The 16587-nt window shown below is 63.2% G+C and carries 9 protein-coding genes; 6 read left to right on the plus strand and 3 right to left on the minus strand.

Annotated elements, in window-relative coordinates; all coding sequences use genetic code 11:
* Window positions 1-41 precede the first annotated feature (41 nt).
* From CKW37_RS22685 to CKW37_RS22695, 3 genes are read left to right on the plus strand one after another with little or no spacing between them, the layout of a single operon-like run.
* Window positions 42-1754, plus strand: a complete 1713-nt coding sequence (locus CKW37_RS22685; RefSeq protein ID WP_095158502.1) for an FAD-dependent oxidoreductase — start codon at window positions 42-44, stop codon at window positions 1752-1754.
* Entirely contained in the window at window positions 1751-3442 is a 1692-nt protein-coding gene (locus CKW37_RS22690) for an FAD-binding protein (RefSeq protein ID WP_095158503.1), read from the plus strand. Before CKW37_RS22685 ends, CKW37_RS22690 begins: the two co-directional genes overlap by 4 nt.
* Window positions 3439-4218 carry an SDR family oxidoreductase gene (locus CKW37_RS22695; protein WP_218241345.1) on the plus strand — a complete coding sequence of 260 codons (780 nt, stop codon included), beginning with the start codon at window positions 3439-3441 and terminating at the stop codon, window positions 4216-4218. Before CKW37_RS22690 ends, CKW37_RS22695 begins: the two co-directional genes overlap by 4 nt.
* 60 nt (window positions 4219-4278) lie before the next feature.
* On the opposite strand, the gene CKW37_RS22700 is transcribed toward CKW37_RS22695, so the two are convergent.
* Together CKW37_RS22700 and CKW37_RS22705 are read right to left on the minus strand one after the other, a co-directional pair.
* Window positions 4279-6975, minus strand: a complete 2697-nt coding sequence (locus tag CKW37_RS22700; protein ID WP_095158504.1) for an RHS repeat-associated core domain-containing protein — start codon at window positions 6973-6975, stop codon at window positions 4279-4281.
* A 173-nt stretch (window positions 6976-7148) separates the two neighbouring features.
* Window positions 7149-8078: a LysR substrate-binding domain-containing protein gene (locus CKW37_RS22705; protein ID WP_095158505.1), complete on the minus strand. Its 930-nt coding sequence runs from the start codon at window positions 8076-8078 to the stop codon at window positions 7149-7151.
* Window positions 8079-8224: 146 nt separating this feature from the next.
* Between CKW37_RS22705 and CKW37_RS22710 the strand changes: the two genes are divergently transcribed.
* The gene (locus CKW37_RS22710) at window positions 8225-9601 is read left to right on the plus strand and encodes an L-serine ammonia-lyase (protein ID WP_095158506.1); all 1377 of its coding nucleotides are present in this window, start codon (window positions 8225-8227) and stop codon (window positions 9599-9601) included.
* 74 nt (window positions 9602-9675) lie between these two features.
* Window positions 9676-10971 (plus strand): serine/threonine transporter, encoded by a 1296-nt coding sequence (locus CKW37_RS22715; RefSeq protein WP_095158507.1) that lies wholly within the window; start codon window positions 9676-9678, stop codon window positions 10969-10971.
* A 119-nt stretch (window positions 10972-11090) separates the two neighbouring features.
* Here the strand turns inward: CKW37_RS22715 and CKW37_RS22720 are convergent, their stop codons facing one another.
* Window positions 11091-13718, minus strand: coding sequence for a hypothetical protein (locus CKW37_RS22720; protein WP_256587838.1), 2628 nt, complete (start codon window positions 13716-13718; stop codon window positions 11091-11093).
* Between the two features lie 352 nt (window positions 13719-14070).
* Between CKW37_RS22720 and CKW37_RS22725 the strand changes: the two genes are divergently transcribed.
* A complete protein-coding gene (locus CKW37_RS22725; RefSeq protein ID WP_095158509.1) occupies window positions 14071-16578 on the plus strand; it encodes a hypothetical protein in 2508 nt (835 codons plus the stop codon).
* The last annotated feature ends 9 nt before the right edge of the window (window positions 16579-16587 follow it).

A 16587-nucleotide genomic window follows, 5' to 3' on the forward strand; every position in this document is an offset into this window, starting at 1 on the left:
GCCGCCGGCCTTTCCTGACCTCAGCTAATGGCATAACAACAATGACGGCTCAAGTTCAGTCTCAATCCGCCTACGACGTGATCGTCGTCGGCTCGGGCGCGGGTGCGATGACTTCGGCGGTGTTTCTCGCCGATCACGGCCTGCGTGTCCTGATCGTGGAAAAAAGCGACAAGTACGGCGGCACTTCGGCGATCTCCGGCGGCGGCATCTGGATCCCCAACAATCACTATTTCGCTCGCCACGGCGGCAACGACAGCCGCGAGCTGGCACGCACCTACCTGCAAGCATCCGCCGGCGAGCACGTCGAACCGGCCCGCCTCGAAGCCTATCTCGACAACGCGCCGAAGATGATCGAAGCACTCACGCGCAACAGCCGTGTGCGCTACGCGGTGGCGGCGAAATACCCGGATTACTACCCGCACCTGCCCGGCTCGCTGCCCGGCGGGCGGACCCTCGACCCGGAGTTGTTCGACACCAGCCTGCTCGAAGACGAACTGGACAACCTGCGCAAGCCATCGCCCTCGACCCTGCTGATGGGCCGCATCGCCTGGACCGCGCGCCATGCGCACAAGGCCATGGCCCGCAGCTTCGGCTGGCGGTTGCTGGTGCTCGGCCTGATGCTGCGCTACAAGCTCGATTTCAAATGGCGTAAGAAAAGCAAATACGACCGCCGCGCCGCCCTCGGCAGTTCGCTGGTGGCGTCGTTGCGCCGCTCGCTGATGGACCGCCAGGTGCCGCTGTGGCTCAACACCGATTTCCGCGAGCTGCTGATGGAAGACGGCAAGGTCGCCGGTATCGTGGTCAATCGCGACGGCCAGGAAATTCGCATCGCCGCTCGCCACGGGGTGATCTTCGGCTCCGGTGGTTTCGAGCAGAACCAGGCCCTGCGTGAACAGTACCTGCCCAAACCGACCCAGATGACCTGGAGCGCCACGCCGCCCGGCAACAACACGGGTGCGGCGCTGTTGGCCGGGATGAAAGAAGGCGCCGCCACCGCGCTGATGGATTGGGCCTGGTGGGCGCCGACCATCGCCGTGCCGGGGGAGGACAAGCCCCGCGGGATCTTCGCCGAGCGCGCCTTCCCCGGCGCCATCGTGGTCAACGGCCAGGGCCGGCGTTTCGTCAACGAGGCCGCGCCGTATCTGGAATTCGTCGATGCCATGCACCGCGACAATCAACAGAGCGGCGGGCGCAGCGTGCCGGCCTGGGTGATCTTCGATGCGCATTTCCGCTTTCACTACGCCATGGGCCCGCTGATGCCGGCCCAGGTCATGCCCGACAGTCGCTTGCGCAAGGAATGGCTGAACAACCTGTACTGGAAGGCCGACACCCTGGCCGATCTGGCCCGGCAGATCGGCGTCGATGCCGAGGGCCTGGCGTCCACCGCGAGCAAGGTCAACGACTACGCGCGCACCGGGGTCGATGTCGATTTCGACCGGGGCGGCAACGTCTTCGACCGCTATTACGGCGACTGCAATATCAAGCCCAACCCGTGCCTGGCGCCGCTGCGCAAAGGGCCGTTCTACGCCATGCGCCTGGACGCCGGCGACATCGGCACCAAGGGTGGCCTCTTGACCAACGAGCATGCTCAGGTGGTGCGCGACGACGGCACGCCGATCCCCGGCCTGTACGCCATCGGCAACTGCTCGGCGTCGGTGATGGGCACCAGCTATCCGGGCGCCGGCGGCACCCTCGGCCCAGCCATGACCTTCGGTTATGTCGCCGCCAACCACCTGGCGAGGGCGGCCTCATGAGCACCGAAAAGGGATGCGTGACACCGATCCTGCCGCCGTTGCAGGTGGACGGTCGTTCGGCACTGAAGTGGGACGCACAATGCGAAGTGCTGGTGCTCGGCTGGGGCGCGGCCGGTGCCTGCGCCGCCTTGCAGGCGCGGGCCGAAGGCGCCGATGTGCTGGTGGCCGATCGTTTCTGCGGTGGTGGTGCCAGCGCCAAGAGCGGCGGCGTGGTGTACGCCGGCGGTGGCACTCGCCAGCAGCGCGCCGCCGGCTACAACGACAGCCCGCAAGCCATGTTCGATTACCTCAAGCATGAAACCCAGGGCGTGATCAGCGATGAAACCCTGCGGCGTTTCTGCGATGACAGCGTGACCAACCTCGAATGGCTGGAAAGCCATGGCGCGCCGTACTCCCACGAAGTCCCGCCAGGCGGCAAGACCTCCTACCCGCAGGACGGTTATTACCTGTACTACTCCGGCAACGAGCTGGTGCCGCTCTACGGCGGCGCCAATCCGCCGGCCCCGCGCGGTCACCGCACCGCCGGCAAGGGCCAGTGCGGCGCGGTGCTCTATGCCCACCTGAAAAGCGCGTGCCTCAAGGCCGGGGTGCGCACGCTGCTGCAGGCGGCGGCCAAACGCCTGGTGCTCGACGGCAGCGGCCGGGTGATCGGCGCCGAATTCTGGCGCCTGCCGCCGGGCAGCGAGCAGGCCATGCTGCATGCGAAATGGATCGAACGCGCCGAGCGCTTGCAGAATTTCGCGCCTGGCTACTGCGACAAACTGCGCCAGCGCGCCAGCAAGCTGGAGCGCGATTTCGCCCGGCCGGTGCTGGTGCATGCGAGCAAGGCGGTGATCCTCAGCACCGGCGGTTTCATCTTCAACCGCGAGCTGATCGCCCAGCACGCGCCGAAATTCCGCCGCAACTTCAAGGTCGGCGCCACCGGCTGTGACGGCAGCGGCCTGCGCCTGGGGCTCAGTGTCGGCGCCGCCAGTGATCGTCTGGAACGGGTCTCGGCCTGGCGCTTCATCAACCCGCCGTACAGTTGGCACAAGGGCATCGTGGTCAACACCGAGGGCCGGCGTTTCTGCAACGAAGAAGTCTACGGCGCCACCCTCGGCCAGCCGTTGATGGAAGAGCAGGGCGGGCGCGCCTGGCTGGTGCTGGATGCGCCGCTGCGCTGGAAGGCCATCCGCGAAGCGCTGTTCGGCGGCTACTGGTGGTTCCAGAGCGTGCCGGCCCTGGCGTTGATGCTGCTCAAGGTGCGCAAGGGCAAAAGCCTCGATGAACTGGCCCGGGTCACCGGGATGAATGCGGCGGTCTTGCGCGAGTCGGTCCAGGCCAACAATGCCGCGGCCCGTGGAGAGGCCGGCGATCCGTTCGGCAAATCCCGCGGTGGGCGCCGGGCCTTGGAGAAAGGCCCGTTCCAGGCTTGCGACATTTCCGTGGGCAACCCGATCTTCCCGCTGGGCGCGCTGACCCTCGGCGGCCTGCGGGTCGATGAACAGAGTGGCGCGGTGCTGGACGTCGCCGCGCAACCAATTCCCGGTTTGTACGCCGCCGGCCGTGCCGCGGTGGGGATTCCTTCGCACTTGTATATCAGCGGCCTGTCGCTGGCCGATTGCGTGTTCTCCGGCCGTCGCGCCGGACAGGCCGCGGCCCGCGAAACCCTGAGCCAACCACAACTTGCCGACGAGGCCAGCGCATGACTGAGCTACGACAGAAAATACCCGGTCGGGTCCACGACAAGATCGCCCTGGTCACCGGCGGCGCCAAGGGCATTGGACGCGCCAGCGTGCGCCTGCTGGCACGGGAAGGCGCCCGTGTGGTGATTGCCGATATCGACGTGGCCGCGGGTCAGGCCCTGGCCGCCGAAATCGGCGACGCCGCGCTGTTCCTCCGCCATGACGCCGGCAGCGAAGCGGGCTGGCAGCAACTGATGGCTGAGGTTCGCGAGCGCTTCGGGCGGCTGGATATCCTGGTCAACAACGCCGGCATCCTGATCGCCGGCACGATCGAGGAAACCTCGCTGGAGGACTGGCACCGGCTGATGCGGGTCAACGCCGACAGCGTGTTTCTTGGCTGTCGCGAGGCTATCGGGCTGATGAAGGCCGGCGGTGGCTCGATCATCAACCTGTCGTCCATCGCCGCCCTGGCCGGACGCGACGATTACCTGGCCTATAGCGCCTCGAAAGGCGCGGTGGCGGCGCTGACCCGTTCGGTGGCGGCGTTCTGTCGGCGTCGCAAGTACCGGATTCGCTGCAACAGCCTGCACCCGGACGGCGTGCTGACCGACATGACCAGCGGCGGCTTCCCGGCCGGCCTCGACCCGGAGCGCCTGACCATCGACAGCGACCCGATGAACCGCATGTGCCGGCCGGAAGACGTCGCCGCCAGCGTGCTGTTCCTCGCCAGCGACGAGGCACGGGCGGTGAACGGTGTCGAGTTGCGGGTGGACAGCGGGCAGATGGTGATGAGTATCTGAGGCCACCTGAATCAAGTTCGCCAAGAACCCTCGATGCGTCACAGCGTCGAGGTGCCGCTATCACATCGCTCCCGCTCTTTTTGGCGTCACCGCGGTTCTTCTCATGAACGCCTCTTCAGTCGCAGTAATATGCGTTATGAACGCAGGCAGTATGGGGCCTTTGACTTGAACTTCTTTAGTTGCGTTATAGTTCTGCGCGTAGTCTTCAAGGGTCGCGCGGTACGCCTCGATATTGTATTGATACAGTGCTTCGCTGATTGCTTTTATCTCAGCCACAACACCCTTCTTGTTGGTAGCCTCGAAAGCAGTTTCAACGAAGCCTTTTTCGCTCACAGCGGTACTCAGCACATAATGAGGGTGTTCCGCCGGGAGCGAGATTTTATATAAATGAAGCGGCTTCTGAACCTCCCTGGCATACCCGCCAATCATCTTCATTTCGAAATAGTATTTTCTGGCATCGCCAAACAGGTTTTTACCGGATATCTCGGCTCTGAAAGCATCGATGCCCTCAAGGTCCTGAGCCACGAATATCGTGTCATCACCAAAAGCCTTGAGCACCCGCTCGGTATCATTGCCTCGAAACCCCCGAGCCAGAACCTCACTGGGCGGGGCCAGATCGACTCGAAAAAAATCGACAGCTCTGCTTTCACTCGACCCACCAGGGGCTGCCGCTTCCGTGGCAGGTCGCGTTACTGACGGGAAAGGGATAACGGTACTTGAGCCTGACTGGGTATTTAAGTCGGGCTGGTTTTCCTTTTTTGTCGTCGGCTGGTTTACCGATCGAAGCATTCGTCCATCCGTATCGGTGTAACTGATCGGGTTGTTCAGGACCATGCAAAACAGATTGAGCCCATCAATAACGCCCGCCGGGTCTGGATTTATCCAGCGACTTAACCACGGCGCATAATAGCGCAGGCCGTAGTAATACAACCCGCTCGCGTCACGTTCTTTGCCTGAATACCGTACTGTTTTGTATTTTGCTTCGATGGCACTTTTCGCGGCCCACCAAGCGGTGCCGCCGTAAGGGTAATAACTTTCCTGGCTGATAAGTTCGCCGGCTTGGCCCAATTCCAACGTCGCACTGCCCAGATGGTCACTCAGGCTGTAGCGCCATTGATCGTTATCAACCTTCTTGGGCCGCCCGCCTTCCCAGTGCAGCAAGCGCACGTCATTACGACCGGCCTCGGCAATCACCATATGCAACTGTTCGCCTGCCGTGCGCGTGTGAATCTCCAGCCCCGGCAGATAACGCACTTCACTCACCTGCTCGCCGCTGCGGGTTTTGGAACGGCGCACCTTGCGCACGCGACGGCCGCTGCTGTCATAGACATAGGTTTCGACATCGTCATCCTGACCACCCGGCTCATCGCGCTGCACCTGAGTGACCTGGCGCAATTGGTTGCGGCTATCCCAGTGCATGACCTGCCCCGGCGCCAAAGCCTGTTGATTGCCATGGGCATCAAATGCCTTGGCAAAATCCATGGGCGCCCCCTCCTTGAACACGGCGCGGTTGCTGCGCTCGTCGACCACCATGTCGCGGACATAGGCGTTGCCTGCGCCGGCATCGTGCTTGAGCCGGATCAGGTTGCCAGCGCAGTCATAGGTGTAGGTTTGGCTGTAGTTGCGCCAACGACTGTCATCCACCGTGCCAAAGAGCTCCAGCTCCGGAAGACCCGGCCCCACGGTCTGGCTGGCACTTTCACGACCGGTAGCGCTGGTCAGTTGATAGAGCGTGTCATAGGTATAGAGACTCACTGCCTGAATACGCTGCCGGGCAAACCATTGCACCGGCTGGGCGAGATCTTCAATGCGCTGGATATTGCCTGCCGGGTCGAACTGGTAGTGCAAGTCCTGCAGCGTTTTGCCTCCCGCGCCTTGGGTCTTCAGGCTACACAGCAGGCCGTCCACCGGCGAATAACACGCGGTGGTGATCGCATCATTGCCTGCCTGCTCAATTTCTATTTGGCCAGAGGCGTTGTAAGTCGTGTGTTTGAGCACCGCTACAGCGTCCAGCCAGGATGCACAGGTTTGGCCCAGGACATTGACCTTGAAACGCCGCACATGCTCAAGGGCATCGGTTTGCTCGACGACAGCGCCCAGCGCATCGTGACGCCAGCGGGTGGTGTAAGGGGTATCTTCCAGATCCGCTTCCGACTCAGGCCAGCGCGGAAGCGTCAGCGATTTGCAGAAGCGACGTGTTTCGGTCAGTGGCTGTGCGGCTAGCCCGAAACGTTCATGCCATAAGCTGCCGGCGGGATCATCGTGGCGAATCAGTTGGCCGCAACGGTTATCACGCGCGTCCTCCTCGCTGGCTCCAGCATAGGTGAAGCGCTCCACACAATGCTCGACGACATCCTGGGGGCATTGTTCGAACACCTTCAACGGGCGCATGAGCTCATCGTAGTCGTGGCGTCGATGGGTTTCGCGGCCGTCCCAGCTCTCCCGCGGCAACCCGGCAGCGTCATTGCAGACCAGCCGCCAGCCGGCGTCGACACTCTCTGTCTGCAACACTTGCCCACTGAGGCTACAGAGCATGGCCTGGTTGGGTTGCACACCCGCCTGAACCTCTCTCAGCGCAAGTAGCCGCGGATCCCATTGTTGGTGTAGATGACCATTGACGTTGAACACCTGGCGATGGACGCGCTTGGCGACGACGTCTTCAACAGTCTGTCGGTAGTAAGCAATGGTACGAACCGATAGCCCGCGTGGATCAACGACCGTGAGAGAAGGGGTGTGCTGATGAAGGGATCTGGTCATGAGCAAGTCTCAACGGATCAGGCGGCGATCGGGTGATTGAAACGGTTCGGATACAGCGCCACCCAAGCGGGACTTTTTACAAGTAAAGCCAACACCGCAGGCGAGGGGCCTTTCGCCTTAGATCAAATCGAAATCTTGATGACGCGCGTACGCTCGCTCCATCAGCAGAGCCGTCATTCGTACAGCGACCGAAACGCCTGCGCTTCCTCCACCAGCCAGTCATGCACCGCCCGTGCACTCGGGTGGGCCAGGGTTCCGGCGCTGTACAGCAACACATAGCGCTTGTGATTGGACACCGGCGAGCCGAACGGCACGATCAGCGTGCCCCGTTCCAGCTCGTCGTTGAGCAGGGTGCGCCGGGCAATCGCTACGCCGATCCCGGCGATGGCCGCCTCGATGGTCAGGTGGTTGCGGTTGAAGGTGTGCCCGCGCCGCACGTCCAGCCCCTCGGCGCCGATCGCTTGCAGATAGAACTCCCATTCCGCGTACTCCGAGCTGCCGCGCCAGGCGGTGATGTCGTGCAGCAGCGGGTAATGCGCCAGGTCGCTCGGCCCGTGCAGCGGCGGCCGACCGCGGAGCAGGGCGGGGGAGCAGACCGGGAAGATTTCTTCGTCCAGCAGCGGCGTCGAGTGCATGCCGGGGTAGCTGCCGTCGTTGAGGTCGATGGCGAGGTCGAAATCGCCTTCGTGCAATGAGTGGTTGCTGTCTTCGGCCACCAGGCGCAACTGGATATCCGGAAAGCGTTGTTGCAGGCGCGGCAAGCGCGGCGTTAGCCACTTGGCAAGGAACGAGGGGATCGAGCGCACGCGCAAGGTGCCGCGGATTTCCCCGGCATCCAGCCGGCGCAGCTCGGCATCGATGTTGCCGTAGGCTTCGTGCACGGTCAGCGCCAGGCGCTGGCCCTCGGCACTCAACTCCACGCCACGGGCCCGCCGCAGGAACAGGCGAAAGCCCAGGCGCTCTTCCAGTTGGCGAATCTGCTGGCTCACCGCGCCGGGGGTGATGTGCAGTTCTTCGGCGCAGCGGGTGAACGACAGGTGCCGCGCCGCACAGGAAAACACGTGCAACCAGACGTACATCTGGCCGTTCATTTGTCGCCTCATCGTTTAGTCCTACTAAAGCCTTGCTTAGAAAGTTTCGTTGGTCATCGCCCGAGCGGCGCGGCAGTATCGCCCAACTTCGCGACACCTCTCAATTTTTTCACCGTGCACCGAAAGGGTCGTCGTCGTTCGGGCACGCAGGCATTAGCATGGCTATCAGTGTTTTCGATCTGTTCAAAATCGGCATCGGTCCGTCCAGCTCCCATACCGTCGGCCCGATGCGCGCCGCCGCGACCTTTGTCGAGGCGCTGCGCCGGCAGGGTGTGCTGGGCCAGGTCAGCCGGGTCGAGGTGCGCCTGTACGGTTCGCTGTCGGCCACCGGCGTTGGCCATGCCACCGATCGTGCCTGTCTGCTGGGGCTGATGGGCGAGTGGCCGGACCGCATCGATCCGCAGAGCATCGGCCCGCGCATCGAACAATTGCAGGCCACCAGCGTACTGATGCTTGGCGGTGACCAACCGATCACTTTCGATTGCCAGCGCGACCTGCTGCTGCTGAATGAAAGCCTGCCTTATCACCCCAACGCCATGACGCTTGAAGCCAGCGGCGACAACGGCCTGCTGCTGCAGCAAACCTACTACTCGGTGGGCGGCGGCTTCATCGTCGAGGCCGCGCAATTGACTGAAGCGGGCGGCGGCGCCGACACAGTGCAACTGCCATATGAGTTCTCCAGCGCCGAAGAAATGCTCGCGCTGTGCAAGCGTCACGGGCTGCGGGTCAGCCAGTTGATGATGGCCAACGAACTGGCCTGGCGCGAAGAAGCCGAGGTGCGCAGCGGCCTGTTGCAATTGTGGGCGGCGATGCAGGAGTGCGTGGTCAACGGCCTGCGCAACGAAGGCATCCTGCCGGGCGGGCTGAACGTCAAGCGCCGCGCCGCCAAACTGCACCGCAGTCTGCAGGAGCTGGGCAAACCCAACGTGATCGGCTCGACCTTGAGCGCCATGGAGTGGGTCAACCTGTTCGCCCTGGCGGTCAACGAAGAAAACGCCGCCGGCGGGCGCATGGTCACCGCGCCGACCAATGGCGCGGCGGGGATCATCCCGGCGGTGCTGCATTACTACATGAAGTTCAACCCCGAAGCCTGCGACAACGATGTCGTCGACTTCCTCCTGGCCGCCGCCTCGGTGGGCATTCTGTGCAAGAAAAACGCCTCGATTTCCGGCGCCGAGGTCGGCTGCCAGGGCGAGGTCGGTTCGGCCTGCGCCATGGCCGCGGCGGGCCTGGCCGATGTGCTCGGGGCCACCCCGGCGCAACTGGAGAACGCGGCGGAAATTGCCCTGGAACACAACCTCGGCCTGACCTGCGACCCGGTCGGCGGCCTGGTCCAGGTGCCGTGCATCGAGCGCAACGCCATCGCTGCGGTGAAGGCGATCAATGCCGTGCAAATGGCCCTGCGCGGCGACGGCGAGCATTTCATTTCCCTGGACCGGGTGATCCGCACCATGCGCGACACCGGCGCCGACATGCATGAAAACTACAAGGAGACCTCCCGCGGCGGCCTGGCCGTCAGCTTTGTTGAATGCTGAACCCCTTGGCGCGGATCGCTAACGCGCCACCCTGGTTATTCATAGGCGACAAAAACAACTACAAGGCGTAATCAATGACTGATGTAAACACCACGAACCTCGGTGTCGCGGCTAGCGCTGCTGCGCGTGAAACGGGCTGGAGCCGTCACGACACCACCTGGACCCTCGGCCTCTACGGTACCGCCATCGGCGCCGGTACCCTGTTCCTGCCGATCAACGCCGGCGTCGGCGGCTTCTGGCCGCTGTTGGTGCTGGCCTTGCTGGCGTTCCCGATGACCTTCTTTGCCCACCGTGGCCTGACCCGCTTCGTCCTGTCCGGGCGCAAGGGCGGCAACGAAGACATCACCGAAGTGGTGGAAGAACACTTCGGTGCCGGCGCGGGGGCGATGATCACCTTGCTGTATTTCCTGGCGATCTTCCCGATCCTGCTGGTGTACAGCGTTGCGCTGACCAACACCCTGGGCAACTTCCTCGAACACCAGTTGCACATCGCGCCGCCGCCGCGGGCGCTGCTGTCGCTGCTGTTGATCTGCGGCCTGATGATCGTGGTGCGTTGCGGCCAGGGCATCATCGTCAAGGTGATGAGCCTGCTGGTCTATCCGTTCGTGGCGGCGCTGCTGTTGCTGGCCCTGAGCCTGATCCCCAACTGGAACGGTGCGTTCTTCGCCCAGGCGGCCGAGGGCATGGCGCCGGGGCTGTTCTTCAAGACCTTGTGGCTGGCGATTCCGGTGATGGTGTTCTCGTTCAACCACTCGCCGATCATCTCGGCCTTCGCGGTCAGCCAGAAGCGCCGTTATGGCGAGCAGGCGGATGAGAAGAGCGGGCGAATCCTCGCGCTGTCGCACCTGATGATGGTGCTGACGGTGATGTTCTTCTGCTTCAGTTGCGTGCTGGCCCTGTCGCCGACCGACCTGGGCGCGGCGAAGACGCAGAACATCTCGATCCTGTCGTACCTGGCGAACCACTTCCAGACTCCGGTCATCGCCTTCGTCGCGCCGCTGATTGCGCTGGTGGCGATCACCAAATCCTTCCTCGGCCATTACATCGGTGCCAGCGAAGGTTTCCAGGGCCTGATCGTCAAAGGCCTGCGTGGTCGCGGCCGGAGCTTGTCGGCCAAGCGCCTGGAGCAACTGACGGCGCTGTTCATGGTGGTAACCTGCTGGATCGTCGCGACCCTCAACCCGAGCATCCTCGGCATGATCGAATCCATGGGCGGCCCGGTGATTGCCTGCCTGCTGTTCCTGATGCCGATGTACGCGATCAACAAAGTGCCGTCGCTGCGCAAATACTCGGGCAAGGTGTCGAACGTGTTCGTGGTGCTGGTGGGGTTGGTGACCTTGTCGGCGATTGCCTGGTCGGTGGTGGCCTGACACCACGGCCGTGTAAACGACGCAAAACCTGTAGGAGCGGCCGTTAGCCGCGATGGGCCGCTCCTACAGGATCGCGAGTGGCCGATGGTTTGCGATGGCCTGCAAGATGCTGGCCGACACTACCTCGCCAAATACGCCCACAACGCATCCGCGACACCCGAGCCCGACTTGCCATCCCCGAACAACCGTTGCCCGGTCTGCAACCCCAACTGCCGATAGCTCTCGAACTGGGCTTCATCGAAGAACTGGTTGGCCGTGCTTTCGTTGGGGAAGGTCGGGTGTTCGCTGGCGTAATTGATCACGTCCACCGGCAACCCGGCGACGACGTTGGGCTTGAGCAGCAGAATGCGTGCGGTGCGCTGGCCTTTCTGGTTGCTGACGTTGAACAGCATGGCGCAGCGCAGGCTGTCGCCCGGCCCCGGCGCGGCGAAGTTTTCCGGCAGGCCGAAGTAGGGGCCCAGCACCGGGTCGCCCAGCACGTCCATGTCCTGCCTGATCTCCAGCGCCTGGTCGATGCGCGCCAGGCGGATCAGGTTGGCCAGGTCGTCGAACTTGTAGGTTGGGTCGGCGCCGCAGTCGCACATCACGATCAGCTCGACATTGCGGCCTTCACGAATCAGTTCGTAGGTCGCGGTGTTCTCGAAATGACCACCGTCCGAGAGGTACTGGAAGTCGCGGCGCAGGCCGTGGAAGTGGGCGGTCAGTTCATAGAACAGGTAGGTCTGGGTCGGGAAGGTCGTGGCCCAGCCCTTGTCGCGCCAGACGCGTGTCCCACCGGTCTTTTCATCATCTTCGAGGAAGTTCGCCGGCCACCAGCTGCCCAGGCGCACGTTGGTCAGGCCGAAGGCCAGTGAGGTACCCAGGCTGGTGGCACGCCCCAACCCCGTGGAAAACGCAGCGCCGGAAGTGGCGACCCAGTGCGCCAGACCCAGCGGCTGGTAGATTTCGCTGGCGATCCAGCGTTGCTGGGTACCACGTTGACGCGGGTCGCCATCGAGGATGTAGCTGACGCTGGCCAAACCCGGTTGACCACTGGGCGCCAGGCACAGTGGTTTGCCTTTGCGGTCGCGCTGCACCAGTTGCTCGGCCGGGTCGACCGTCAGGTTCATGGTGACGTTGATCAGGTGCACCGGCGCGCAGGTGGTGGTGCCGTAGTAGGTTTCGATCGCCACGTCATCGCCGGGCAGCGCTTCGGCGACGCTCATGCGCTGCTTGCGGATCTTGCGGGTCGCGCCGTCGAAACGCCGGCCATTGGAAGCGCCGAGGTAGGCCCGGGCCAGCCGGCTGGAATAGAACGACTGCAACGAAGACTGGTTGAGGAAGCCGATAAAGCGGCCCGTGCCGAAGGCCAGGATCGCTGTCACCGGCACCAGCACCCAGAGGCGGGTGAGGGCGTCGTTTTCCAGCCCCTGGTAACGCACGAACTGCACCAGCAAGCCCCACAGCACCGCGACCAGCATGAAGATGGTGACCCCGGCTGCGCCGGCGATCACGCTCATCGGCAGACGGCCCAACCAGCTCGGCATGTCTTTGTCGTCGCTGAACGCGGACAGGCCGCGAACAACGGCAATCAGCACCGGCAGCAGGGCGGTGGAGGAGATCAGCGGACCGCGCTGCTCGCTGTTGTAGATCCACTCGGTCAGCCAGGGCAACAGGGCGTAGAAGCTGGCAACCAGCACCGCAATCAGTGCCTGGCTCAGGTAGCGGGTAACCAGCACGCGGTAGGTGCGCACACAGTCGTTACGGGCCATGGCTTCGTCGCGGTCGCGCTTGTGCTTCAGCGACAGGCCGATCCACACGGCATAGGCAATCCCCAGCCAACTGACAACGCCGAGCCCGACCAGAATGGCCCGCAAGTCACCGTCCATGCCCCAAGGGGCGAAGGCCAGGACGAAGAACATCAGCCCCGCCGCGAACGAGAGCACGGTGGACCAGTTGAACAGGTGCACCCGTTCGTCCTGGTTTTTCTGGAAATACACCATCCAGAACGCCGCCATCAGCGGGATCACCGCCACCACCGTCAGCAGTCCCGGCACCCACCACAGTGAGCCGCAGAGCAGTTGCACCACGCTCATTGGCAGCAAGGCGGCAACCGGCGAACAGATCACGCTGCTGGAGATATACGCCTGCAACAGCACGGCCGCTGCGAAGGTGAACAGCAGTGGCAGGCCAATGACCACATGCAGAGCCAGCAGGTTGCGCAGCGACAACGCCAGTACATAGAAGATATCGCCGGAGCCGCCGGGGGTGAGGTAACGGCCGTTTTCCCGCAGCCAGGCCAGCGGCGCTTCCCCTGGCGGCGAGGTGCGGTAATCGATGCTGGTATGGATGCGACCCGGCGGTTCGTAGTCGAGCACTTTGTAGGCGGTGTCGGCAGCCTGGACTTCCGGGGGGCTGGCGACTGGCGCCTCGTCGGTTTTGCGCAGGCGGTCCGGGAGGAACAGGCTGCCGAAGAACGAGCCGAGATAACCACCACCGCTGACGGTGGACAGGTAATCGAACTGGGCGATCAGGCGGTTGCGCGGCTTGTCCTTGTCGTCGTCCGCACCCGGCGCTTTCGCCCGAGCCAGCGACTGCAGCACCCCCAGACAGAACGTCGCGCTGCGAATGCCGCCACCGGACAGCGCCACGGCCCAGTGCGCCTTTTTCTCGTTGGCGAGGCCAAGCAAGCTGCGGCGTGTGCCGATCCGCGCATGTTCGGCGCGGTATTGCGCGCGTTGCTCGGGTGAAACCTGTTCTTGTGACACGGGCTTTTCCTTGTCCATGTTCCGCCTGCCAGATAGGTGGATGAGCGTCCTGGCGAAGGAGTGTAGAGCAGCAAAATAGCCATTAGCCAGCAGTGTGATCGACTTCACAAAAACACTGTACGCAAACCTATAAGAAGCCGCGATAAGTGCCGGTTTTTCATAGCGAAATGAAATTAATGGAGTGGTTGGAAATAGCCTAGTCTGGGCGCTTGCAAGGAGTTGTAACGTAACTGGCGCGGCGGATTAACCGGTCTGTCGCGTGGCTGTCAGTTCAACCGGCCATCTGGACCGGCCGCAATAACGTGTCCCCAAGGACAGAGGGACCGGTCTGCACGTTTGCAAGGAGCAGCGCATGAAACCCGTGAAGCTGATGCTGAGCGTCTTCCTTCCTTTGGTGCTGTTACAGGGGTGTAACAGCGAAACGAAGAATCCCTGCGGGGACCAATCCGGCAAGATCCTCGATGAAGCCAAATGCGTCGGCCGCGAAGCCGACAGCCTGAAAGGCGCCGAAGAGGACTACTTCGCCGACATGGACTACGGGGTGTCGAAACAGCCCCATCTGCTGGTGGAGCGGCTGTCGCCGTTCATTCCCGGCATCACCGAGCAACAGGCGGTCGACGCCTTTGCCCGGGGGCGCAACAACTGGATCGTCTGGACCGCCGGCAACGACAAACTCTGGGACCAACTGTCCCGCGACAGCGTCGGCAACCTCGACTTCCTCAAGACCATCTCCAACCACCCGAGCCTGAAAGCCAACCGCGACAACCGCTGGCAGTACCTCGGCGTAGTCAACGAGCCGTGCTACACCAAGGCGCAAGGGCCGCGCGAGGACCGTCATGGCCTGTGGCTGGACAGCCGTGATCCGTCCTGCGGCGCGGACCCGTTCGAGAACGAAAGCAAATACCCCGGCGTGAAAATCGGCGCCCGCGGCAAGAACCTGCCCGTGGGCTCGTACTACGGCTACGGCACCGGCATCGTCGGCCTGCGGTTGTTCCCCAACCCGGACTTCGACGAGAAGGCGGAGAAACGCTGGGACGCCAAGCGCTACTACGAAGACCCCAGCTACTACAACGACAGCAAGCTGGTGAAACCGTATCGCGTGGGCATGTCCTGCGGCTTCTGCCACGTCGGGCCGAACCCGACCAATCCGCCGGCTGATCCCGAGCGTCCAGCCTGGGCCAACCTGAGTTCCAACCCCGGAGCGCAGTATTTCTGGGTTGACCGCATCTTCATGTGGGACCAGGACCCGACCAGCTTCCCCAATCAGTTGTTCCACACCGCACGGCCGGGCGCACTGGATACCTCGCTGGTGTCGAGTGACTACATCAACAACCCGCGCACCATGAACGCGGTCTACAACCTCAAGGCGCGGATCGAGTTGGCCGCGCACCTGGGCAAGGAGAAACTTGCCGGCGGCGACCTGAACAACCGCCAGTTCAACGATGTGCCGGGGATTCCGGCCGACAGTCCACTGACCCAGTTCTACAAGAAGCCGGACACGGTGTTCACCCCACGAGTGCTCAAGGACGGTTCCGACTCGGTCGGCGCCCTCGGTGCGCTGAACCGGGTGTTCGTCAATATCGGGCTGTTCAGCGAGGAGTGGACCACCCACTTCCGGCCACTGATCGGCGGCAAACCGATCACTCCGTTCCGCATCGATGTGGCGCGCAAGAACTCCTCGTACTGGAACGCCAACGAGCTGCAAACGCCCGACCTGGCGTTGTTCTTCCTGGCCTCGGCAACCCCGGACTACCTGAAGAACGCCCCCGGTGGCGCGGCGCACCTGAACGCTTCGCCGACCGAGCTGGATCGCGGCAAGGAAGTCTTCGCCGACACCTGTGCGCGCTGCCACTCCAGCAAGCTGCCGGACAAGGCCTGGGCCAAGTTCCCGGATAACGGCTGCGTCAACGGTAACTACCTGCAGTGCTGGAACGACTACTGGAGCTACAGCAAGACGCCGGAGTTCAAGAACGCGATGCGGGACATCGTCAAGAAAGACGACTTCCTCACCGACAACTTCCTCTCCACCGAACTGCGGGTGCCGGTCACGTTGCTGGAAACCAACGCCTGCAGCCCGCTGGCGACCAACGCCCTGGCGGACAACATCTGGGACAACTTCTCCTCGGAGTCTTACAAGAAGCTGCCTGGCGTCGGTTCGGTGCTGGTGCAGAACCCGTTCACCGGCGATGCGAGCGAGTACACCATGCCGGCAGGCGGGCGCGGTTATACCCGGCCGGCGTCGCTGATCAGCGTCTGGTCCACTGCGCCGCTGTTCCTCAACAACACCCTCGGTACGTTCAAGTGGTCGGGCAGCGTGAATGACCGCATGGCGTCCTTCGACAACTCCATCGAAATGCTGCTGTGGCCGGAAAAACGCCAGGGCAACTTCCAGGTGGTGACCCGTTCCGGCAAGACCCACCCCGGTACCGTCGATGTGACCACCGAGACCAGCTACCTGCGGGTCAACAGCGGTTACCTGCCGGGTTTCCTGCAGAAACTCGAAGGCGTGCTGAGCCGCTGGTTCCCGTGGGCGTTCGGCGATGACGGTATCCAGCTCGGGCCGATCCCGCAGGGCACGCCGGTCAACCTGCTGTCCAACATCGACCTGGACAAAGGCGACCAGGTGCTCGACCTGCTGCTGAAGATCAAGCACGACCTCAAGCAACTGCCGCCCGGCGCCAGCGACGATGAAGCGCGCAAGGTGTTCAAGCGTCTGGTCAAGCCGTTGCTGGAAGTCAGCAAGTGCCCGGACTTCGTGGTGGACAAGGGGCATTACTTCGGCACCGGCTACCTCAAGGACGAGCCCGGGCTCAGTGATGAAGACAAACGGGCACTGATCGCCCTCCTGAAAACCTTCTGAGGTTGGCTG

Source organism: Pseudomonas sp. Irchel 3E13 (genome assembly GCF_900187455.1).
Classification (GTDB): Bacteria; Pseudomonadota; Gammaproteobacteria; order Pseudomonadales; family Pseudomonadaceae; genus Aquipseudomonas.

Excerpts from the sequence above, each read along its gene's own strand:
- CKW37_RS22685 (WP_095158502.1), top strand. The coding sequence starts at position 42 with ATGACGGCTCAAGTTCAGTCTCAATCCGCCTACGACGTGATCGTCGTC.
- CKW37_RS22690 (WP_095158503.1), top strand. The coding sequence starts at position 1,751 with ATGAGCACCGAAAAGGGATGCGTGACACCGATCCTGCCGCCGTTGCAG.
- CKW37_RS22695 (WP_218241345.1), top strand. The coding sequence starts at position 3,439 with ATGACTGAGCTACGACAGAAAATACCCGGTCGGGTCCACGACAAGATC.
- CKW37_RS22700 (WP_095158504.1), bottom strand. The coding sequence starts at position 6,975 with ATGACCAGATCCCTTCATCAGCACACCCCTTCTCTCACGGTCGTTGAT.
- CKW37_RS22705 (WP_095158505.1), bottom strand. The coding sequence starts at position 8,078 with ATGAGGCGACAAATGAACGGCCAGATGTACGTCTGGTTGCACGTGTTT.
- CKW37_RS22710 (WP_095158506.1), top strand. The coding sequence starts at position 8,225 with ATGGCTATCAGTGTTTTCGATCTGTTCAAAATCGGCATCGGTCCGTCC.
- CKW37_RS22715 (WP_095158507.1), top strand. The coding sequence starts at position 9,676 with ATGACTGATGTAAACACCACGAACCTCGGTGTCGCGGCTAGCGCTGCT.
- CKW37_RS22725 (WP_095158509.1), top strand. The coding sequence starts at position 14,071 with ATGAAACCCGTGAAGCTGATGCTGAGCGTCTTCCTTCCTTTGGTGCTG.